This window comes from Microcoleus sp. S28C3 (genome assembly GCF_036700785.1).
In the GTDB taxonomy this organism is placed as follows: Bacteria; Cyanobacteriota; Cyanobacteriia; order Cyanobacteriales; family Microcoleaceae; genus Microcoleus; species Microcoleus asticus.
In genome coordinates this window covers 47714-69458 of the sequence record NZ_JAUBPO010000027.1, presented here as the reverse complement: position 1 = coordinate 69458, position 21745 = coordinate 47714, and the positions used below count along the sequence as shown (strand labels likewise).

Sequence of the window (21745 nt, the reverse complement as noted above, 5' to 3'; positions counted from 1 at the left end):
AATTGCTGAAATCACCAGTTTATAGGATTCGTATGTCTATTTTCAGAATCCTATCAAATAAGCATTCAACACTTCTGGGCTTTATGATATTGTCAGTGTCAACTGGATCAGCATCATAAAGGTACACTAAAGCTAAATGAACATTTCCTGAATAAGGAGTTCCTACCCAAGTTTTTGACGCTTCTGCACGCACAAATGCTTGCCAATTCTGTAGCTTGCTTCTCTGCCTCGTTTGCAAAGATACAGGGCGTTTTGGAATCAGAAACTCAAATTGCATTAGCAACTCCGAAACTTGAATGCGAAAAGAAGGGATTAAAGGCTAAATTCAAAGTAGACTATAACTTGCAACTTTTAACACATCAACTTTTGTTTTGTAGATCGCAGTGATTTCCGATCGCCCGTTGGCGAAGCTTGGAGAAGAGGATCGCCCTCACCGATCTTGTATTTCCCTCGCGCCAGTTGTCATCTCCAGCAGCCAGCAGCCACCAGCTACCAGTCGATCGGCTGCTTCTCACTGAGCTCTTCCTTAAAGACGCTTTAAGATATAGAGAACAAGATAAATTTAAAAGCACAATGACATCAACCCTGCTCAAAACCTCCCACCGATCGCCCCTCAACGCCCCAACAGTCCGCCATTTCCCCAACGGCCTCACCGTTATAGCCGAACACTTGCCGGTCGATGCTGTTAACCTCAGCGTGTGGCTCAATTTAGGCTCAGCCGTCGAACCAGACGACATTAACGGCATGGCTCACTTTTTAGAACACATGATTTTTAAGGGAACTCCTAGCATTCCCAGTGGCGAATTTGAGCGCGCGATCGAGCAGCGCGGCGCTGTCACCAATGCTGCCACCAGCCAAGATTACACTAATTACTACATCACCACAGCTCCTAAAGATTTTGCCGAACTAGCTCCCCTGCAAGTCGATGTGTTGCTCAACGCCAGCATTCCCGACGGCGCCTTCGATCGAGAACGGCTGGTAGTCTTAGAAGAAATTAGACGATCGGAAGACAATCCCCGCCGCCGCACCTATCAGCGATCGATGGAATTAGCATTTGAAGTCCTGCCCTACAAGCGACCGGTACTCGGCCCGACTGCGGTAATCGAACAGTTGACAGCGCAACAAATGCGGGATTTCCACAGCAGCAGATATCAGCCCGGGGCCATGACAGCGGTAGCTGTCGGCAATTTGCCAGTCGATCGACTAATAGAAATTGTCGCAGACAGTTTTGCAGCAAAAAGTACAGCACAAAACAACAAAATAAAAGTGCCTGATGTCGGCAACTTTCACCCAGAACCCCAAACCCTGAACTACGGGCAAGAATCGCCGTTTACAGAAACAGTCCGCCGCGAATTTGTAGACTCTGCCCTTCAGCAAGCGCGACTGATCGTGATGTGGCGAGTGCCAGGTTTCATGGAAATGTCCGAAACTTATGCCCTGGACGTTTTGGCGACAATATTGGGTCACGGCCGCACAACTCGCTTGGTTAATGATTTGCGCGAAGAAAAAGGGCTAGTTTCGTCAATTTCGGTCAGCAACATGACTCAGCGACTCGGCGGCGTATTCTCGATTTCCGCTCAACTACCGACAGAAAACTTGGCAGCAGTGGAAGCTGCCATCGTCCAACACATCCGCACTCTCCAAACCGAACTGGTGACAGATGCCGAAATTTCCCGCATCCGCACTCAAGTAGCAAATCGGTTTATCTTTGGTAACGAAACTCCGAGCGATCGAGCAAGTTTGTACGGTTACTATCAGTCGATGTTAGGAGATATCGCTCCCGCCCTCAACTATGCAGCCTGCATCCAAGCTCAGACTGCCGAGGATCTCCGAGAAGCCGCCGTCAAATATCTGTCTCCCGACGCAATGGGTGTTGTGGTAATTCGCCCGGACGAAACATAAATCGGACGATCGCCTCAACAGGGGAATTCTGCCCTCCCTCTGCTTTTGAGGCATCCAACAGCATTCGGCATCCGGCATAAAGAATGCCAACGCGCACCAGGGATTTTTAGTCAATAGTGCCTGAAATTCGATCGGCTCTGGCCTTGAAGGTTTTGTATCAAATAATTAATATCAAGCCTTTAAGGTAGGGACGATCTGTAAAATTACCGTAATTTTATGAGAGGATCGACGGGGAATTATTGACAATCAAGCAATTGGGTCTGGGGCCACCGGATTTATCTGCCGTCGTAATTCTAAAATCGAAAATCTAAAATCGAAAATCTAAAATCGATTGACGCGGGCAGACAAGAATGAAATTACAAAACTTTCTAAACTCAAAAATTAGGTACGATGCCAAAGCAATCGCTGCTGACGACGAACTCAGCGGCCAAATTCAAAGTCGCCTTATTGACATGGGTTTACTCAAACCTCCCGTAGACTTCCAATTTGGTCCTCTCTCTACCGCCACCCTCCACCGATTTCAAACTCTGATGAAGTGCGGCGAACCGGGTTTTTTGGGAGCAGTCACAGCCAAAAAGCTGATCGAAACCAAACCAGGGGACATTCCCACACATCCCCTGCTCCTGAAAACGCTTAGAGACACGATTTTTAAATCAAAACCGCTGGCGTCTTCTCAACTTCAGGACTCGGAAAAAGAATTAATACCAGCCGGAAAAGAGTTTGAGATCCTGGCTTTTGCTCCGGCTCGCGGTCACATCAGAGTTGCTCTCCGCAACGAGTCTTTCAAAGATTCTGGGATTTGGTATGTTTTCGGAGCACACGCTCAAATTAGTCAAGACGAGGTTCTGTTTTATCCCAAACCGAATCCCCCAACTGTCAGGCTTGGCATTCCTTATCGATCGCAAATGGATAACTTGAACAATCCTACAGGTTCTTGCAATGTAACTTCATTAGCGATGTGTCTGGACTTTTTGAAGGTGCCACAGCGCCAAAAAACCGGGCAATATGAAGACGAACTCTATGAATATGCGATCGCCCAAGGTTACAGTCGCTGGGACCCCTACGATTTAGCGAAAATTGTTAAAGATTACGGCGCTCAAGATTTCTTTACCGAGAATGCAACTATTGATGACGTTCAAGATTGGCTAGCCAGCGGAAATCCCGCTGTCATCCACGGATACTTCACATCTTTCGGTCACATTATAGTTGCCGCCGGCTACGACAGCGAGGGATTCTTCGTTCACGATCCTTATGGCGAGTGGTTCAGAAGTGGCTACGATACAAGTGTCAGCGGTGCTTACTTGCACTATCCCTATCGCTTAATCCGCAGCCTCTGTATACCTGACGGGAGTTTTTGGGTTCATTTTATCTCGAAGTAATTGTTAAGAGTCATTAGTCATTAGTTATTAGTCATTAGCTAAGAGATAAGTTACCTCTGGAATTATTCGGCGATTCAAATCGCTTAAGAGTCAAACTCTCGTCCGAGCAGAAGGGGACTAAAGAGTAAAATGGGTATTAAAGCTTGATTTGGTATTGACCATATTTTCTATCACTAATGACTTCTGACTAATGACTAATGACTCTGAATTTTCATACTCAAATCCAGCCAAGTCGATCGCGTAATCGGAGCACTGGTAGAAATATAGTCAACTCCGGTTTCGGCTACACTTCTAATTGTTTCTAAAGTAACATTGCCGGAAGCTTCAATTTTTACCCGATCGCTCTTTTGCCGAATTATTTGTACAGCCTGCCGCATCAAATCAAAGGACATATTATCTAACATGATAATATCGGCTTTGTGCTGCAAAGCTGTTTCTACTTCAGCCAGAGTTTCGGTTTCGACTTCGATTGTCAGCGGATAGGGGATAGAATTGCGAATTAGGGCGATCGCCTCTGCAATTCCCCCAGCCGCGGCAATGTGATTGTCTTTAATCATCACCGCGTCATCTAATCCCATCCGGTGATTGCAAGCACCGCCGACTTGAGTTGCGTATTTTTCCAACAATCTCAATCCCGGCGTTGTCTTGCGCGTATCCACTAATTGCACGGGCAAATCGGCAATTTTGTCAACATATTTCTGAGTTAAAGTAGCGATGCCGCTCAAACGCATTGCCAAGTTTAATGCTACTCTTTCTCCGGTTAGCAGCGCATCGAAATTGCCGGAAATCTCGGCAATTACTTCTCCTTTTTCGCACAGTTTCCCTTCTGGTACTTGCGGGATGAAACTGAGGCTGCTGTCTAAAAGTTTAAATGTGCGATCGGCAATTGGCAATCCGGCAATGACTCCAGCTTCTTTGACTATCCATTTAGCTGTACCCTGGATGCTGTTTGCGGGAAATAAGGCCGATGTTGTGCGATCGCCCCTACCGATATCTTCTAGTAGCCAGTTGTGCAATAGGGAGTCTAAAACTATCCAAGGCGGTAATATTGCTGTCATATTTTTGTCAGTTGTTATATCAAGATGATATCTACTAGGAAGAATAGTCGATCTGGTAATTTTAGGCAAGTTGCACAATGATGATGGTGTTAGTGCTCGTGTGGCGATTGGGATTTGGGTTGCGGGGGCGATCGTACTAGATAAGGGGGTATTCTGTTGCTGACATTGGGTGTAGGTGCTTTAATGGAGTAGATGGGTTGCGATCGCGAGAAGAAATCATGATACAGCCAGTCATTTTAGAAAAATTAGCATAACTCCCTGAGTCTCTTCAGACAGAAGTGCTTCCTTACATTGAGTTTTTGATTGAAAAGCAGGCTAAAAACTCAACCCAAGAAAAGCCGACACAGAAGCGTCGTGTTGCCGGAACAATGAAAGGAATGTTTGTTTTACCGCTGCCTGATGACTTTGATGAGTCGCTTGAGGATATGAAGAAATATAGGTCATAAATAAAATTATATTGGATACTGATGCTTTTCCTACGTTTGTATTAATAATTAACATCTTATGGATATAGATCCCTCTCTGATTAAGGACATTCCCAGCATGGCTAAAGCTCTCAAAAATGCGAGAGATATGGCTGCATTTAAGCGCATCATGCCTTACTGCCGTCCTTTCCTAAAATTGTTGGGTGTTGATGAAAAAAAAATGGATGATGCCTTAGATAAGGTTGATGATCTTGTTCGTCAAATAGAAGAGATGTCCCAAATTCCAGATCGTTTCAATGACTTATTTGCTTCACGGGGCTGGATTATTTATGACTTACTCAACCTTGAGGTGGCCAAGGCAGCGATCGCAAAAGCGGACTCAGGTGATATAGATGGTGCAGAAACCGACTTAGTGAACTATTACAGCGCAGGAACAGTTAGGTGGAAGTTGCAAACCATGAAGGAGATTCATGCCTTCCGCCCACGAATACCCCTTGCCCAAAAAGCCTTAGTCGATTACGAGGAAGAACGCTATCATGCCTGTGTTCCAGTCGTGCTGGCATTGCTGGATGGTTTAGTAAATGAACTATACGAGAAACGGCGCGGCTTCTTTGCTGAAGGGGTTGATCTCACAGCATGGGATTCTATTTCGGCTCATAGTCGAGGCTTGCAAGTATTAACAACTCTCTTTCAAACAAGTCGAAAAACGACTAGAATTGATCGAATAGATATTCCATATCGCAACGGAATCATGCACGGTATGGATCTTGGCTACGACAACAAAATGGTCGCAGCAAAAACCTGGGCGGCTTTGTTTGCCACCCATGATTGGGCATTAAAGGCGGAAAAGGGACTGATTGAGGCTCTACCAGAGGAACCTGAGAAAACATCCAATGAAATTATACAACAACAACTTCAAAATAAAGTAAGCATAGAAAAATTGGAGCAGTGGAGACCTAGAGATATTGTTGAGCTTCCTAAAACTGGTGACCCAGACCAATTCCTTGATGGAACTCCTGAGAAGCGGCTTGCTGAATATTTGATGTTCTGGAAAGCGAAAAACTACGGCTATATGGCTCGGTGTTTATCGGTTAAGTTGGGGCCACCCGTTAAAGAATCACCAAGAAGTATTCGTAAAATATTTGAATCTAAAACTTTAAAGTCCTCCGAGTTCACCTCAATACATGATCGTGCAGCGGGTATGTCAATCATTCTAACCTACCTAGTGTTTGAAGAGTACGGACAAGAGGTAACTAAATCATTTGAGTTTCTCTTGATAAATGAGAATTTCAAAGGAGAACCCGAAATTAGAGGCACACCAAACAGTGAATGGAAAATTATCATCAACTGGGACCTCTATTAATTGAGCTATCAGTCATTATATCCATGCCACTAACAGTCATTCGTCGCCCCTAACAAGTCGCTAAAAATAAAAAGTATACACTGTAATCGCGACTAACTCAGTATCGGTCTCGGCAACAATCGGTACTACTTTCTTGAGAGAGTAGAACTTATCCTGCCAATCATTCTTTATTCTTTAGTCCGCGGAGGCGGACTTCATTTGTTTAGTAGCGGTTTCAACCGCCAAGCCATAAAGAGAATGACTAATAACTCCCCCAAAAAACTAAAGCCCTTTTCCGTTGTTGCGGGAAAAGAGCTTTAATTTATTATTAACCTGGCACTGAGCTATTTTACCGGGCAGTGACCCGCCGAGTATCTTCGCCATAGCAACGTTTAACAACCGAGTTCGGGATGGATCGGAGTGGTTCCATTACATCATAAGCACGATGTTGTTATTATTGTATTAAAATAAAAACGACTGCCCTGGGCAATGATGATGAGTATTCGTGATATTACGATCGCCCTTATTGCAGCCACTTCCAGAATCATTCTTGCCAGAAGTCAGCGACTTCCTCGACTTTGTGATGCACAAGCACCAAAATAGAATAGCTGAGCCTAAACTCCCAGACGATATTGCTAAAGCTTGGGCAAAATGGTTCCAGGAGGTCGATCGCTACTTACAACCAAATTGTGTGTACCGCATATAAATGGAATATTCTGTATCTACTTCAATATCATCCAAAGCTGGTTGAAGATGTTTCCGATTCCGCAATTATCTTTGGGATTTCCTAGGCTGATTTCTTTCCCATTCCTATTACTCAAACGAATTTTACCCCTGATTAGCTATTTTCCTATGCTTAGAGTGACAGAAGAGCACTAATCGGGCTATCTTGTAGATTCGTAAAAATTGCGGTGTGTAAAAGGTTTAGGCTCCGTTTCTCCCTCGAAAGCGTATTGGCATTCGATCTGACGGATAAATTAACAGGTTTTGCTGTAATTTTTCCAGAGAAGAACGACCGTTAACTAACTCCCAATCGAAGTGGCGCACAAATAATGCTAACATCATCGTTCCTTCCAGCATTGATAGATGCTCTCCTAAGCAACGATGCGACCCTGAGCCAAAGTGTATCATTGGCAGTGAACTTGTTTCCTTATTCTTGTCTAGCCAACGTTCGGGCCGAAATTCCTCTGGGTTAGCATAAACTTCTGGATCTCTTCCGGCTGCAAGCATTGACCAGGATACTCTTGTCCCACGCGGAATCACTGTACCCTCAATTAGAGTATCCCGTTGAGTCTCCAATGGACTTGAGCCAGAGCCCACTGAATAAAGGCGCAGTGTTTCTTTGATAATGGCACGAATATAAGCCAATTCTTTGAGGTTTTTTAGGTTGATCCCACTTTCTTTTTGCCAAGCTTGGTCAACGATATCTCGTGCTTGTTGAAATACTCTTGGATTTAAGCTCAATTCGCCAACTGCAAAGGATAAAGTATGGGCTGTGGTGTCAGTACCCGCGATTAATAGTTCAATCGATTCTGATATTAAGGTTTCGCGATCGTATTTTGGTTCTTTAGCCGCGATTTTGACTAACATTGATTCCCTAAACAAACTACTGACTTGTGGGAAATCAGTTTGATTTTGTTCTCTCATCTTTAAAGCTAAGTCAACGCGGGGAGTAAGGAATTCCGTTAAATATCGCCTTGCTGCCCAATAATCCCGTGAATTCTGAGTTGGCAAATATTTCATCCATCTTTTCTCCCCCGTAGCTTGTCGCAGGAAACGATAACCTACAATAGACATCGCTTCGTACACCTTGCTAACTTCCAGGGGGGAACCTTCCTGACTGGTACTATTTCTATCTACAGGAATACCTAGTACAAAAGAGGAAATCACCCTCATTGTTAGTTCCACAAACAGAGGATCTACCTCCACTTCTTTTGGGGGTGCAACTTGTTTCAGCGTCTCAATGACTTGTTCGCAAGCTTGGCTAATTATTTCCAGATATTTGGAAATATTGCTCGAACTAAATTCTGGATTCCAAGCCTGGCGTCGCCACTGCCACTGGGTTCCAGTTTCTCCGAGCATAATAGAACCGCTGATATCGTTCCATGCTTGACGTACTTGCTTGGCTCTAATTAAGCTACCATCTCTCATCCCATTGATAATGGTATCTTCAATTACTTTTGGTTTACTTAAAATCACAGATGGAGTCCTGCCATTCCAGATGACGTACATCGGGCCGAACTGCTGACTCCAATCAAAAAATAGCTGAAATAATTTTTTCTGTTTTACTGCTGCTAATACTTGTGGCAGATTTCCTAACACCCAATATTGGGGAGGCGAAGGAAGTGATTGTAGCGATTTATACGTTTCCTTTCCTTTCCACCATCGCCAAATCAGTATAGACGCTATGCTAGTAACCCCTAATACCATTACTAAATATGACAAGAAGGAAGAAGAACCATTTATTTGAGAAGTAATGCTTTGAAACATAAATCTGCCCAAGTCCATAGTTTTTTATTACCCATATACTACCTTGAAATGGAGATTAAGTAAGTCAACTTAATTAAATATAAAACGCTCGACTTGGTAATTGCCTGATGTGGCTCTAGCATTAAGTCCTTTAATGATGGCCTGGGATAATTCGTACTCGTCTTCAAATACGCAGCAAGCTCTGGACTTAGGCACTTGTCATATTATAAACATCTGTAACTCCCCAAAAAACTAAAGCCCTTTTCCGTTGTTGCGGGAAAAGAGCTTTAATTTATTATTAACCTGGCACTGAGCTATTTTACCGGGCAGTGACCCGCCGAGTATCTTCGCCATAGCAACGTTTAACAACCGAGTTCGGGATGGATCGGAGTGGTTCCATTACATCATAAGCACCAGGAAAGCTTTGAAAACTTTTAATCCTGTGTCTGCGTTAAGTTTGATGCGCTGCATCTCTTTGGCTCGACTTAATTACCTTATCAAGTTTTCCTCACTCTGTCAACCCCAAAGTCAAAACTTTTTTTCGAGCGCCCGAAACCGCCCCCAATAGCCGAGTTTGACGTATTATTTGCCAGTGTTGCCGATCGACCTTCTTTAACTCACAAATGCAAAAACGCGGCATCGACACCCTGTTGTGTGCGAAACTTCCCGTCCTTCACAAACCGCGCCACAACCTGCTTAAGTGTTAATTGTTCGATCGCCCTTTCGGCTTCTGCCGCAATTTGCCTCAAAGGCTGCAAAGACGCAATTACCAAATTCGTAAAAAACTTTTCCTTTCCTAGCATCAAGTTCGATGACCCAAAATCTGCTGCTGGCGCAGAATATTGAGATTTCTACAAAACTCGCACGTTAGAAATCTCCAACAATTCTTGTGGGGAGTAGGGGTTAGGCATCCTGTCGGCCCAAGACTTGCTTTTGTGTAGATGAGTAATAATTCACCAAAAAACTAAAGCCCTTTTCCGTTGTTGCGGGAAAAGAGCTTTAATTTATTATTAACCTGGCACTGAGCTATTTTACCGGGCAGTGACCCGCCGAGTATCTTCGCCATAGCAACGTTTAACAACCGAGTTCGGGATGGATCGGAGTGGTTCCATTACATCATAAGCACCAGGAAAGCTTTGAAAACTTTTAATCCTGTGTCTGCGTTAAGTTTGATGCGCTGCATCTCTTTGGCTCGACTTAATTACCTTATCAAGTTTTCCTTGGTCTGTCAACCCCAAAGTCCAAACTTTTTTTCGCTCGCCCGAAACCGCCCCAAATAGCCGAGTTTGACGTATTATTTGCCAGTGTTGCCGATCGACCTTTAACTCACAAGTCCAAAAAAGCCGCATCGACACCCTGTTGTGTGCGAATCTTCCCGTCCCTGACAAACCGCGCCACAACCTGCTTAAGTGTTAATTGTTCGATCGGGCTTTCGGCTTCTGACACAATTTGCCTCAAAGGCAGCAAAGACGCAATTACCAAATTCGTAAAAAACTTTTCCTTTCCTAGCATCAAGTTCGATCGACCCAAAATCTGCTGCTGGCCCAGAATATTGAGATTTCTACAAAACTCGCATCTTATATCATGTCCGGTCGATTGACCGTGATATAATCCGCAGGAACACCACCCCCATCAAATAAAGAAAGCCAAAACGAATTACGATCGCGCCTCATCTGAGTATATACGGCTGTTGTTAACTGGCGGTTTCAATGGTTGTGGTTATATGGTTTTGTACATCCGAGTACCGGAGAAACCAAAAGAGTGGATACTACCCTTTGTCAATAGCCAGCTTTTCGAGCGAGTTTGAGCAGATGAGATCTCGACATTGGAAAGTAGAGCCGAAAAAAAGAGTCATTTTAGTAGTGGATGGAGCTCGATGGCATTTGAGTGAAAGCGTGAAAATCCCCTTGGAGATACATTTATATTATCTGCCTTCACATTCACCCGAACTGCAACCTGCCGAAAGACTGTCGCCTGCAGACAAATGAACCGATAGCTAATCACTGTTTTAAAAACGCAAGATGAATGAGAAGCAGTTTTATTCCAGCGGTGTCGAAAACAGTTAAATCTCAAACAGCTTGCTCAGTGGTTTGGCTCATTTCTGTTGGTGGCCGGAGGCAAAAGTTTAATCATGGTTAATCGACCGCACATGACATCAATTTATCTAACTGCTCGCCGCAACGCAGTTCCGCTGAGCAGTTACCTTTTTTGTTTGTTATGATTTTACCTAATAACTATAAGACTTATGCACTTTTAGTCATCAACCCGGTTTCTTCGTCAATTTCTCGTTGCTAACCCAATATTTTGCCTAGAAACCTGGCTGATGGGTGTAATTTTTAAACTCATGACTAATGGCTAATGACATTCGACGCTTCATTCCATTTTTTGACCCCAGCGCGTCTCAATGGGCCGCTGAGGCCCGCTGGCTGAGGTGGCTGACTTTTTTGTGGCTGTTTGTAGGGCTGACAGCATTGTTTTCGGCTTCGTATCCGATCGCCAATTATGAATTTGGAGACGGCCTTTATTATTTTAAACGACAGCTAATCGCAGTGGCGATCGGGCTGGCAGGTTTTAACTTGATGGTGTACTCCCCCCTGCGCTACCTGCTGAAAACAGCTCAGTTAGGCGTCCTGTTGCTGCTGGGATTGCTCTGGTTGACCTTAGTTCCGGGAGTGGGAACCACCATCAACGGGGCGACTCGCTGGATATCTCTGGGCCCGGTTCCGATTATTCAACCTTCTGAGTTGATCAAGCCGTTTTTTGTTCTCCAAAGCGCCCGTATTTTCGGCAACTGGCCCCGGTTGACAAATAAAGTTCGCTTAACTTGGCTGTTAATTTTCGGTGCAATGCTGTTGGGAATTTTGTTGCAGCCGAATTTGAGCACCACGGCTTTGTGCGGCATGACTTTGTGGTTGGTGGCTTTAGCGGCTGGCTTGCCTTACTTGCAGTTGGGCGCAACGGCTATCGGGGGAATGCTTTTGGCGGTTTTAAGTATTAGTTTTAGGGAATACCAGCGCCGCCGGATTATGTCTTTCCTCAATCCTTGGGCCGATCCGATGCAAGACGGCTATCAGTTGATTCAAAGTCTTCTGGCTGTCGGTTCTGGGGGCATTTGGGGTGTGGGTTTGGGGATGTCGCAGCAAAAGTTATTTTATTTGCCGATTCAGTACAGCGATTTTATTTTTGCTGTGTTTGCTGAGGAGTTTGGTTTGGTGGGAGGTTTCTCGCTGTTGCTGATGTTAGCGGCTTACTCTACTGTGGCTTTGAGGGTAGCGATGAAGGCTCGAAATATTGAGTCTCAGTTGGTGGCGATTGGGGTGATGGTGGTGATGGTGGGACAGTCGCTGCTGAATATTGGGGTGGCGACGGGGGTTTTGCCGACTACGGGTTTGCCGCTGCCGTTTTTTAGTTACGGGGGTTCTTCGATGTTGGCGAGTTTGTTGTTGTCGGGGTTGCTGATTCGGGTGGCTAGGGAGAGTTCTGAGGCTGATGTGGTTTCTTTAAACGGCCTCCGTGGAAAGTCTGGAAAGCCGAAGTTGCGATCGAACAACGGCACTGCACAAACCGAATAATTTGTCAATAGCAAACAAACCCGGTTTTTGGCAAAAATCGGGTTTGTTTATTACCTAAAAACTACTGGCAGAATACCAATTTATAGGAACCGGTATTGTAGGGAAGAACACTGATTTTGAGAAAAAAAGAAGTCGGCGATCTTAAGGCAATTCGAGATTTATATCGTCACAGATCAATGTCGATCGACTATTTCCGCCCGTCACCCTTATTTGGCGGTTCTTCTTGTTGTTCTTGAGGTTTAGCTTTGATGTTAGCTAATTCTTTTTTGTCTGGTTGCGGTGTTTCTGGAGTTGAGTTAGCCATGGAGTTTTTTCCTAAATAGATGCACCGCTTCATGATATCTTTTCTGGCTACAAATGTATTGCTGTAGATAGGGGGAGGAAAATCAAGACAGACAATTCGATTTGGGCTTTAATATTAGACAGCATTATGTAGATGCAAATGGCTGTCGCTTGCTATACTGCTGGAGGGTTGCAGCCAAACAAATCGGAGGCGGACGCAAAAACACCTTTGTTAAGAATTAAATGCCGAGAAGGCGAGCTCGAACGATTAACCCTTGCTGCTGCAATTTTCCCAGCATTCGCGTTACTGTTACCAGAAAGAATTGGTTTAAAGCCCCAAGCCCGATCGGGAGAAATTAAAAGAAGACTATTTATTAGTCCAATCCTCTTCCTTCCAGTTAGAGGTCGCTATCTTGCAGTCAACAGTCAACAGTCAACAGTCAACAGTCAACAGAACCGCGTCGTGCAAATCGCATTAGCAATATCTTGATGTGTCAAGCGGATGCTCAAACCAGAGGCCTGTCAAAAGTTATGAAACTGCAAAAAATTGGATTTTCGGCACTGATCTCAATCTTAGCGGGGCTGACTGTAGGCGAGTTTCGGTTTATCCCTAATTCTCAATTTAAAATCATCAATTCTCAGGCCTTGGCTCAAACCCAAGCTCAGCAAGCCGAAGCAGACCGACTGTTAAAGGAAGGGATTCAGCAGTATGATATTAGTCAATTTCAAGCTGCATTGCAGTCTTGGCAACAGGCACTAATAATTTATCTAGAAATTAAAGACCGCCAAGGCGAAGGGTGGGCTCGGGGAAGTCTGGGAATTGCTTACGATTCCCTCGGCGACTACGCCAAAGCCATCGAGTACGCTCAGCATTCGTTGGCGATCGCCCGAGAAATTAAAGACCGCGAAAGCGAGGGGTGGGCTCTGGGAAGTCTGGGAATTGCTTACGATTCCCTCGGCGACTACGCCAAAGCGATCGACTACGCTCAGCAGTGGTTGGCGATCGCCCGAGAAATTAAAGACCGCGAAAGTGAGGGGACAGCTCTGGGAAATCTGGGAAATGCTTACCGCAACCTCGGCGACTACGCCAAAGCCATCGAGTACGCTCAGCAGCAGTTGGCGATCGGCCGAGAAATTAAAGACCGCTACAGCGAGGGGACAGCTCTGGGAAATCTGGGAAATGCTTACCGTAACCTTGGCGACTACGCCAAAGCCATCGAGTACGCTCAGCAGTGGTTGGCGATCGCCCAAGAAATTAAAGACCGCCGAAGCGAGGGGGGGGCTCTGGGAAATCTGGGACTTGCTTACCTTTCCCTCGGCGACTACGCCAAAGTCATCGAGTACGCTCAGCAGCAGTTGGCGATCGCCCGAGAAATTAAAGACCGCCAAAGCGAGGGGGCTGCTCTGGGAATTCTGGGAATTGCTTACTTTTCCCTCGGCGACTACGCCAAAGCGATCGAGTACCAACAGCAGTCGTTGGCGATCGCGCGAGAAATTAAAGACCGCGAAAGCGAGGGGAAAGCTCTCGGAAGTCTGGGAATTGCTTACCTTTCCCTCGGCGACTACCCCAAAGCGATCGACTACGCTCAGCAGTGGTTGGCGATCGCCCGAGAAATTAAAGACCGCCAAAGCGAGGAGACGGCTCTCAACAATCTAGGATTCGCTCTCTCCAAATCTGGCAATCTCCCAGCAGCAGAGAAAACCCTACTTGATAGTATTAAAGTTTCGGAATCTCTCCGTGCTGGATTAGGCGATGTCAATAAAGTGTCAATCTTTGAAACTCAAACTAACCCCTACCTCACTTTACAAGAAGTCTTCATTGCTCAGAAAAAAACTAATGACGCTTTAGAAATTGCCGAACGGGGTAGGGCCCGAGCTTTTGTGGAGTTATTGGCATCTCGCCAAGCCCCATCTGCATCTGTCCCAACTACTATCAACCCCCCCAATATCCAGCAAATTCAACAAATAGCTAAAGAGCAAAACGCTACCCTCGTCGAGTATTCCATTATTAGGAATGAAGCCCTCTATATTTGGGTCATCAAGCCGACTGGTGAAATTACCTTTCGCTCCGTTGACCTCAAATCTCTCGACATCAATCTACCCGAAGCCAGCGAAGAGACAAGAGTGTCTGCTGCTACCGGGAGGAGAGGATTAAACGAGCAAGATACCGCCTTAGCTGAGATGATTCGCGGCACTCGCGATGCTCTCGGTGTATTGGGGGACACTGCCAATACACAAACAGCTAATTCCCCTGCTTCTACCACTGCTAATTCTCGGATAATCTACCCCAAATTACAGCAAAGTTATCAACTACTCATTCAACCCATTGCCGATATTTTACCTACTGACCCGAATGCTCCTATCATCTTCATTCCCCATCAATCCCTGTTTTTAGTTCCCTTTGTCGCTTTACAAGATCCGACAGGTCAATATTTGATTGAAAAACATACCATCCTCACTGCTCCCGCCATTCAAATTTTGCAGTTCACCCGCCACTCACGGCAAAAAAACCGACAACTTTCTCTCCAAAATAACCTCGTCGTCGGCAATCCAATTATGCCCAAAATAGGCATCCCGCCGCGCCAATTAGATCCCTTACCGGGCAGCGAACGGGAAGCAATTACAATTGCCCAACTTCTGAATACTAAACCGATTACAGGCTCTCAAGCGACTAAAGCATCGATTACTCAACAGATGCTAAAAGCCCGGATTATTCATCTGGCAACTCACGGATTACTCAATGAAGTGAAGAGCGGAGATTTACCGGGAGCGATCGCCCTAGCTCCATCAGGAAATGATGACGGATTGCTGACTTCGAGCGAAATCTTGGATTTAAAATTAAATGCTGAATTAGTGGTATTAAGTGCTTGCAATACTGGCAGAGGAAAACTCACAGGCGATGGCGTGGTTGGGTTATCTCGTGCTTTAATTAGTGCTGGAGTTCCTAGTATTCTGGTTTCTCTGTGGTCAGTACCAGATGATTCGACAGCGGAATTAATGGCAGGATTCTATCGCCAGTTACAGCAAAACCCGAATAAAGCTCAAGCTTTGCGGCAAGCAATGCTGATGACAATGAAGATGCACCCAAATCCTCAAGATTGGGGGGCGTTTACGCTGATTGGCGAAGCAGAATAAGATTTTTTTCGGCGCTTGCTACACTGCTTGAGGGTTGCAGCCAAACAAATCAGACGATGTGGCAAAAACATCTTTGTTAAGTATTAAATGCCGATCGCCATCTCGACTGATTAACCCTTGCTGCTGCAATTTTCCCAACATTCGAGTTACTGTTACCCGCGTCGTGCAAATCGCATTAGCAATATCTTGATGTGTCAAGCGGATATTCAAGCGAGTGCCTTCAACTACAGGCTGACCGAAGTCCTGTTGCAATAATAGCAGTAGCTGATACAAACGGTCATCTACTCGCCGCTGTCCGGCGATCGCTAAAATTGCTTCCATTTGCCGCAGCCGCCGTACCATTTGAGGCAGCAACTCGTGAGACAATTGAGGAGAAGCTTCGATTTCCACCATAGAATACCACATCAAATAAACATCTGATGTCGCCGCAGCTCGGTAAGTCTGCAAGTTTGTCAACCACAAACCGAAGCACATCGAAGGCCCAACCCAACCCAAAAGTCCTTCTTCTCCAGTTGGATAAAGGGTACTCAGTTGTACTAAACCTTGACAAACTCGCCATATACCTTGCGACATCATAGGAATGGTTTCGCCCTTGGCATAAAAATGCAAGTTCCGAGTCGCTCCGCTGTCATGCTGGATTTCCGCTAAAAGTGCTTTGGATGTTGGTGGCATATCCCTTATTTCCAGCTAAAAAAACATTGGTCTGAAACCTACATTGCTCACTCTAGCCGACAAAGGTAAAGGTTTGGTAATCGTCTGGTTAGCGGCAAGATAAGCTTTAGTCGTTAGTTGTTAGTTGTTATAAAATGACTGAGAAAAAGCTGGCTTGTGTAAAAAATTGCACTCGTTATTCGGGGCAGATTAAATAAATATTTAAATTAAAAAAGTCCGCAGAATATTAGTTAAGAAATAGTCAGTTAATCGAAGTTAAATAGAAAACAGAGGCGAGTTCTGAAGTTCGATCGCACTTCCAGGCCTGCAGAGTCAACTGCTGCTATCTGCTGCCACAATTTTCAAGAACTTCTAAAATAGTTCAAGAAGGTATCAAAAGACAAAGTAAGGTTTTTCATGGCCGATCAATTAATTCGCGCTACAGCCGCAGAGGGCGGAATTCGCGCTGTAGGCGTCATTTCCACCCGCCTCACCGAAGAAGCAAGACGGCGGCACAAGCTCTCCTACGTGGCTACAGCCGCCCTCGGCCGCACGATGTCGGCGGGGCTGTTACTCGCCTCCAGCATGAAGCGACCCGAATCGAGAGTCAATATTCGCATCAAAGGAGATGGGCCGCTGGGCGGACTTCTGATTGATGCGGGACTGGATGGAACGGTTCGAGGTTATGTGGACAATCCCGGAGTGGAATTGCCGCCGAATGCTAAAGGCAAACTCGATGTCGGCGGGGCAATAGGTGACGGTTATTTGTACGTGGTGCGGGACGTTGGATACGGCTTCCCTTACTCAAGTACGGTAGAATTGGTTTCCGGCGAAATAGGCGACGATCTGACTCACTATTTGGCAACCTCGGAGCAGACGCCTTCGGCTCTGGTTTTGGGGGTGTTTGTGGGGGCGGACGGGGTACAAGCGTCTGGGGGTGTGCTGTTGCAGGTTCTGCCGAAGGCGGCAACGGACGAAAACCTCGTGCAAACTTTAGAATCTAGAGTTGCTGCACTGTCGGGCTTTACGCCGCTGCTGCGATCGGGCAAAACGCTGCACGAGATTCTTGAAGAGTTATTGGGAGATATGGGCCTGGAAATTTTCCCGGAAACTCAAATGGTGCGCTTTCACTGTGGCTGTTCGTTCGATCGAGTTTTGGGAGCTTTGAAAATGTTGGGCGAAGCGGAACTGCAAGACATGATTGAAAAAGATGGCGGGGCTGAGGCTACGTGCCATTTCTGCAACGAGGTTTACCAAGCTAGCAGCGATCAGCTTGCGGAACTGATTGGCGATTTGCGATCGAACTCCGGTTCTTGAGATAATAATTGGTAATTGGCAATCATGAGTGCGAGTTAGGGATAAAGGCCTTGACCAATTGCCAATTACCCCTTATCAATTACCTAATCACAAAATTTTGATTTTTGCGGTTTGGCGATCGCCTCTTGTAGTCTTTCGCCTGCAGGAGTATTGAAAAGTGATGAATACATTCTATAGAGCAGTCAATAGCAGCGATCGCTGTTTTGAAATAATTAAGACAGGCTGGTTGTTGTTTGTGGTGAGGATATGAGTCAAGAGCGCAAAACACCAGGCCGTTGGTCTGCATCAGAATCCTTGGAGTCAACAAAGGATTCTTCGTCGCTGGTGCGGGTACCAGCAAGGAAAAACCGGGCTGAACGACTTAAAGAGCTCCGAGAGTTGGTTACTTCGGGAAAACTGCCGGGAGGGCATTTGGAACTACCGCCGAATTTGTCTGGGGAAAACTCGCAGCCGCTGGGGGAACCCAATCAGTTGTGGCGGAGGTGGTCGAATAAGTGGCAGTTTTGGCTGGCTGTGAGTTCGATCGTGTCGGTGGGTATGGGATTTGTGGCACTTGCGTCTTTGCTCAACCTGACCTCGCAGTCGAATTGCTCAAAGATTTTTTGGCCGACGGCTTCTGCTAACGATCGCTTTTTTTGCGCTCAAGAAGCAGCAAGCAAGCGGACGGCGGATGATTTGCTGTTAGCGATCGAATTAGTGAATGCTTTGCCACAAGACCATCCGCTGCGGCCGAGAATTAACGGTCAAATCGATCGGTGGTCAGAGGATATTGTCAGGCTGGGAAATGTTAGTTTCCAAGAAGGAAAGCTGGAGGAGGCGATTGCGATCGCTCGCAAGGTTCCTAAAGACGTTCCCGCTTACCCGACGGTGGAAAAGCAGATTGAAAAGTGGCAGTCGATATGGAGCGATGCAGAGAAAATTTACGGCACAGCCCAAGACCACTTGCGTAAGGAAGAGTGGGCGCTGGCTTTCCGCCAAGCTACTTTGCTTTTGGATTTGGGAAATACTTTCTGGGAATCAGCTAAGTACGAGGAATTGACTCAGCTAATTCAGACGACTCGGGCTGAGGGCAATAAGCTGGTAAAAGCCCGGAATACAGCCTCGGAGGGAGGTCTCGACAATCTGGTGACGGCGATTAAGCTGGCTCAGGGAATTGGTGAAAACAGTTATTTGTATCAAGCTGCCAATAAGGCGATCGCGGAATTTAGCAAGAAAATTATGGAGATCGCCCAAAAACGCTTGCAGGCAGGCGATTGGCAGCAGGCGACCGCGATCGCTAGCAAGATTCCCGACGCTGCAAATTTAAGGGGACAAGTTGAGGATTTTAACCAGTTGGCGAATGCTACTGCTCAGGCTTCAACTGGCTCTGTTGAGGGTTTCTCAAAGGCGATCGAGATTGCTCAAAATTTGAATTCGGGCCGCCCTTTGCACAAACAAGCTCAAGATTTAGTCGGCCGCTGGCAGCAAGAAATGGCTGATGTGAAAGTTTTGGATTTGGCAAGCAGGCTGGCGGCGCCGGGAGGGGTCAAGGATTTGAGGGCTGCGATCGCGCAATTGCAAACAGTCCCGCAATCAAATCCCCGCTCTGAGGAAGCTCGCAGTCAAATTAGCAGCTTGAGCCGTCAAATCGAGCTGCTGGAAGACAGTCCGTATTTGCAAAGGGCGAACGATTTGGCGAGTACGGGCGATCCGAATGCTCTGGAAGCGGCCGTTGCTCAAGCTTCTCGGATCGCTAGAGGTAGGGCGCTTTACGTGGAAGCTCAAACCAAAATTCAAGCTTGGATCGAGAGGAGACAGCGGCTTGTTGACCAGCCGTTTTTGGATAGAGCTCAGCAGCTAGCGGCGGGCGGCAATTTGGCGGGGGCAATTGAGATGGCCCGCCGGATTCGATCGGGACGGGTGCTTTATGAGGAAGCTCGATCGAACATTCGGACTTGGGAGGCTCAATTTCAGGGCGAGCAAGGTTTGCAGAACGCCCGTCAGGCCGCCCGAGCGGGGACTGCGGAGGCTCTGCAAACGGCTATTGCGCTGGCCCTTGAGGTGCCCGAGTCGAGTTCGCTCCGGTGGCAGGCGAGTGAGGCGATTGATGAGTGGAGCCAGCGGATTTTGGCACTTGGTGTGGAACAGTCGTCGTCGGATCTGGCTGGGGCGATCGCGACTTTGAAGAAAATTCCCTCGGGCACTCGGGCTTTTGAGCAAGCTCGATCGCAAATCGAAGTTTGGGAGGAGTCGCTGAATCCTCCGGATGCTGAATCTCCCCCTCCCGAACCCCCGGAAACCGAGCCTCCGAGCAGCCCTCCGAGTCGGTAAATTTGAGGGTGAGAAGCTGGTAACTAATATCTTTACTTATCTGTATCAGGGAACCAAAAATGAAAACGCCCAAGCAAGTGATCCAAGACTGGGTTTCTGCTTATAACGCTCGTGACCCTCACGCCCTGATCGAGCTTTATCACGACGATGCAGAGAACCATCAAGTTGCCTTTGGCGATCCTCTAAACGGGCGTGAGGCATTGCTTGAGAGTTTTGTTAGCTTCTTCCAAGCTTTTCCAGACAATTACACGCACGTTGAGAATTTGTTTGAGGATGGCGAGTGGGCGATCGTCGAGTGGACTGGTGGTGGCACATTTCTAGGTGAGTTTGGTGGCAACCTACCAACTGGCAAAAGTTTTACGCTGCAAGGCTGTGGCTTCTTTCATGTTGTTGATGGCAAAATCCATTTTCAACGCGGTTACATAGACAAGCACACTTGGTTCATGCAGGTTGGGTTACCGATATCATAAGCTTCCAGTTGTGCAACTGTACAATTATTTCGCATCAAGTCTTTGCTGACTAAAACCTGCGTTGCAGCTAGATACTACCGAAAATAGGCTAACTCGCTTGCTCAACATTGGGCGGGGAGTTTAAACCCCCGTCTCACAGCTTGCATTCGGTTAAAACCGGCTAAGAATTCATCAATTGCCACCGGATTTGACAAGATATCCTTAATGGTTAATCGCCAACATTTAAAAATTGGTAAATAAATTCTTTGTATTCCTCTTTCACGGGCAGCTCTTCATCGACTTTGAGTCGCCGCCGCACTGCCATAACTTCTTTGCCTTCGATCGGGTTATAACCTGGTTTATCGTATTTTTCCCAATACAATCCCGTTCCCCGGCGCTGCCAAGCCGGCAGTTCGTTAAAGTTAATTCCGTTTTGAAACAGCAATTCGTTTTTGAAAGCCACTGATTGTTTCTCTAATATAACTGCTGCATTTTCACCCGTTTCGCCATTTTTTCGCAGCATCCAATAACTCCAGCCATTCAAAGCGCAGCGCGCTGCATCTGCTTGGCGCCATAGAAAATAATCTACTACTTGCGATTTGTTGGCTGCGGAACAAATGCGGCTGTCAAAATTGACTGCTGTTTGGGCGGCGCGAGTGAAAGTTGCACTGGCAATACTGGCAGAAATAGAGACAATTTTTTCTAAGCTGCGGTCAAATAAATCCCAATCTGGAGGAAACAAAACTGAGATTTCGTCACTTTCGGTATAAGCGTAAAGGCCGTCTAGTTCTGACAGGAGTGCTTTGGCAGTTTCCACCATTAATTCGTGGAATTTTAAGTCGAAAGGCTTATCAAAACTTGAGGAAGTAAATTTGGAAAAACTGCGACCGTCGGCGCGAATTACTGTGTGAGTTCCCGGCAATAAACGCAGGCTGTGAAAATATTCAAGCTCGCGCATTTTTTTTTCAAATGTCTGATTGTCCATGAATAACTTCCTCTGCGGGCCAGGTTTTTACTTCAAAGGTAAAGTTTTCTGCTATGCGAGCGGAAAACAGCCGTTCAAACCCTTCGGCGTAACTGGGCAATACCATTTTTTTTAGAGTAGCATAAATTGCTATGTCTGGAACTTGAGATTTGCCTGATCGCTTGTGATTTCGAGCTAAACATTCGCTGACTATTGATTCAAAGTAGTAACCGATGATTTGGGCATTATAGGTGCGACCGATATCAATTAGCGGCCTGCGATCGAGAACTTCGGGATTGGTGTTGTCAACTGCGACTGAATGACCTGCTTGCAGTGCATTTTCAATTAATTGAATTTGTCGGCGCGATTTATTTCTATTGTTTCGCATTAAATCTTTGCTGACCAAAACGTGCGTGGCAGCTAAATAGTCGCGGAAAAATGTGCTTTTTCCCGATGCTTGCAATCCCATTAAAATGACTAATTCCATGAG

20 protein-coding genes and 3 rRNA genes are annotated in these 21745 nt (G+C 46.2%); 12 read left to right on the top strand and 11 right to left on the bottom strand.

Going from position 1 to position 21745, the window contains the following annotated elements; translation table 11 throughout:
* Positions 1 to 359: 359 nt before the first annotated feature.
* Positions 360 to 515, bottom strand: coding sequence for a hypothetical protein (locus QUA13_RS10730; protein ID WP_333198285.1), 156 nt, complete (start codon positions 513 to 515; stop codon positions 360 to 362).
* 58 nt (positions 516 to 573) lie between these two features.
* On the opposite strand from QUA13_RS10730, the gene QUA13_RS10725 reads away from it, so the two are divergent.
* Both QUA13_RS10725 and QUA13_RS10720 read left to right on the top strand, forming a co-directional pair.
* Positions 574 to 1902: a pitrilysin family protein gene (locus QUA13_RS10725; RefSeq protein WP_333198284.1), complete on the top strand. Its 1329-nt coding sequence runs from the start codon at positions 574 to 576 to the stop codon at positions 1900 to 1902.
* Positions 1903 to 2252: 350 nt separating this feature from the next.
* Positions 2253 to 3281: a C39 family peptidase gene (locus QUA13_RS10720; protein ID WP_333198283.1), complete on the top strand. Its 1029-nt coding sequence runs from the start codon at positions 2253 to 2255 to the stop codon at positions 3279 to 3281.
* 194 nt (positions 3282 to 3475) lie between these two features.
* On the opposite strand, the gene nadC is transcribed toward QUA13_RS10720, so the two are convergent.
* On the bottom strand, positions 3476 to 4339 hold the full coding sequence (nadC, locus tag QUA13_RS10715) for a carboxylating nicotinate-nucleotide diphosphorylase (RefSeq protein ID WP_333198282.1): 864 nt from the start codon (positions 4337 to 4339) through the stop codon (positions 3476 to 3478).
* Positions 4340 to 4617: 278 nt separating this feature from the next.
* Between nadC and QUA13_RS10710 the strand changes: the two genes are divergently transcribed.
* The gene (locus QUA13_RS10710; protein WP_445242703.1) at positions 4618 to 4785 is read left to right on the top strand and encodes a DUF2281 domain-containing protein; all 168 of its coding nucleotides are present in this window, start codon (positions 4618 to 4620) and stop codon (positions 4783 to 4785) included.
* 97 nt (positions 4786 to 4882) lie between these two features.
* Positions 4883 to 6127: a hypothetical protein gene (locus QUA13_RS10705; protein WP_333198281.1), complete on the top strand. Its 1245-nt coding sequence runs from the start codon at positions 4883 to 4885 to the stop codon at positions 6125 to 6127.
* A 310-nt stretch (positions 6128 to 6437) separates the two neighbouring features.
* Here QUA13_RS10705 and rrf (QUA13_RS10700) read toward each other — a convergent pair.
* Positions 6438 to 6554, bottom strand: a 5S ribosomal RNA gene (gene rrf / locus QUA13_RS10700).
* A gap of 57 nt (positions 6555 to 6611) precedes the next feature.
* On the opposite strand from rrf (QUA13_RS10700), the gene QUA13_RS10695 reads away from it, so the two are divergent.
* Positions 6612 to 6812, top strand: a complete 201-nt coding sequence (locus QUA13_RS10695) for a hypothetical protein (RefSeq protein ID WP_333198280.1) — start codon at positions 6612 to 6614, stop codon at positions 6810 to 6812.
* 218 nt (positions 6813 to 7030) lie between these two features.
* On the opposite strand, the gene QUA13_RS10690 is transcribed toward QUA13_RS10695, so the two are convergent.
* From QUA13_RS10690 to QUA13_RS10670, 5 genes are all read right to left on the bottom strand, one after another.
* A complete protein-coding gene (locus tag QUA13_RS10690; protein ID WP_333198279.1) occupies positions 7031 to 8614 on the bottom strand; it encodes a cytochrome P450 in 1584 nt (527 codons plus the stop codon).
* A gap of 262 nt (positions 8615 to 8876) precedes the next feature.
* Positions 8877 to 8993: ribosomal RNA gene (gene rrf / locus QUA13_RS10685) — 5S ribosomal RNA — on the bottom strand.
* A 199-nt stretch (positions 8994 to 9192) separates the two neighbouring features.
* The gene (locus tag QUA13_RS10680; protein WP_333198278.1) at positions 9193 to 9381 is read right to left on the bottom strand and encodes a hypothetical protein; all 189 of its coding nucleotides are present in this window, start codon (positions 9379 to 9381) and stop codon (positions 9193 to 9195) included.
* 207 nt (positions 9382 to 9588) lie between these two features.
* Positions 9589 to 9705: ribosomal RNA gene (gene rrf, locus QUA13_RS10675) — 5S ribosomal RNA — on the bottom strand.
* Between the two features lie 196 nt (positions 9706 to 9901).
* Complete coding sequence (locus QUA13_RS10670) at positions 9902 to 10105, bottom strand: hypothetical protein (RefSeq protein ID WP_333198277.1); 204 nt, start codon at positions 10103 to 10105, stop codon at positions 9902 to 9904.
* Between the two features lie 179 nt (positions 10106 to 10284).
* On the opposite strand from QUA13_RS10670, the gene QUA13_RS32740 reads away from it, so the two are divergent.
* The 4 genes from QUA13_RS32740 (at position 10285) to QUA13_RS10655 (ending at position 15564) form a co-directional block, all read left to right on the top strand.
* A complete protein-coding gene (locus tag QUA13_RS32740; protein ID WP_445242702.1) occupies positions 10285 to 10563 on the top strand; it encodes a transposase in 279 nt (92 codons plus the stop codon).
* A 363-nt stretch (positions 10564 to 10926) separates the two neighbouring features.
* Entirely contained in the window at positions 10927 to 12147 is a 1221-nt protein-coding gene (locus tag QUA13_RS10665; protein ID WP_333184611.1) for an FtsW/RodA/SpoVE family cell cycle protein, read from the top strand.
* Between the two features lie 442 nt (positions 12148 to 12589).
* On the top strand, positions 12590 to 12919 hold the full coding sequence (locus QUA13_RS32735; protein WP_445242701.1) for a hypothetical protein: 330 nt from the start codon (positions 12590 to 12592) through the stop codon (positions 12917 to 12919).
* A gap of 41 nt (positions 12920 to 12960) precedes the next feature.
* Positions 12961 to 15564, top strand: a complete 2604-nt coding sequence (locus tag QUA13_RS10655; protein WP_333198276.1) for a CHAT domain-containing protein — start codon at positions 12961 to 12963, stop codon at positions 15562 to 15564.
* Positions 15565 to 15582: 18 nt separating this feature from the next.
* Here the strand turns inward: QUA13_RS10655 and QUA13_RS10650 are convergent, their stop codons facing one another.
* Positions 15583 to 16236, bottom strand: a complete 654-nt coding sequence (locus QUA13_RS10650) for a Crp/Fnr family transcriptional regulator (RefSeq protein WP_333198275.1) — start codon at positions 16234 to 16236, stop codon at positions 15583 to 15585.
* Between the two features lie 396 nt (positions 16237 to 16632).
* On the opposite strand from QUA13_RS10650, the gene hslO reads away from it, so the two are divergent.
* The 3 genes from hslO (at position 16633) to QUA13_RS10635 (ending at position 20312) form a co-directional block, all read left to right on the top strand.
* Positions 16633 to 17532: an Hsp33 family molecular chaperone HslO gene (gene hslO / locus QUA13_RS10645; RefSeq protein WP_333184605.1), complete on the top strand. Its 900-nt coding sequence runs from the start codon at positions 16633 to 16635 to the stop codon at positions 17530 to 17532.
* A gap of 246 nt (positions 17533 to 17778) precedes the next feature.
* The gene (locus QUA13_RS10640) at positions 17779 to 19842 is read left to right on the top strand and encodes a hypothetical protein (protein ID WP_333198274.1); all 2064 of its coding nucleotides are present in this window, start codon (positions 17779 to 17781) and stop codon (positions 19840 to 19842) included.
* Between the two features lie 59 nt (positions 19843 to 19901).
* Positions 19902 to 20312 carry an ester cyclase gene (locus tag QUA13_RS10635; RefSeq protein WP_333198273.1) on the top strand — a complete coding sequence of 137 codons (411 nt, stop codon included), beginning with the start codon at positions 19902 to 19904 and terminating at the stop codon, positions 20310 to 20312.
* Between the two features lie 208 nt (positions 20313 to 20520).
* Here QUA13_RS10635 and QUA13_RS10630 read toward each other — a convergent pair whose 3' ends face one another.
* Complete coding sequence (locus tag QUA13_RS10630) at positions 20521 to 21276, bottom strand: tRNA(His) guanylyltransferase Thg1 family protein (RefSeq protein ID WP_333198272.1); 756 nt, start codon at positions 21274 to 21276, stop codon at positions 20521 to 20523.
* Entirely contained in the window at positions 21257 to 21742 is a 486-nt protein-coding gene (locus QUA13_RS10625; protein WP_333198271.1) for an AAA family ATPase, read from the bottom strand. The genes QUA13_RS10630 and QUA13_RS10625 overlap by 20 nt, the downstream gene beginning before the upstream one ends.
* Between the last annotated feature and the right edge of the window lie 3 nt (positions 21743 to 21745).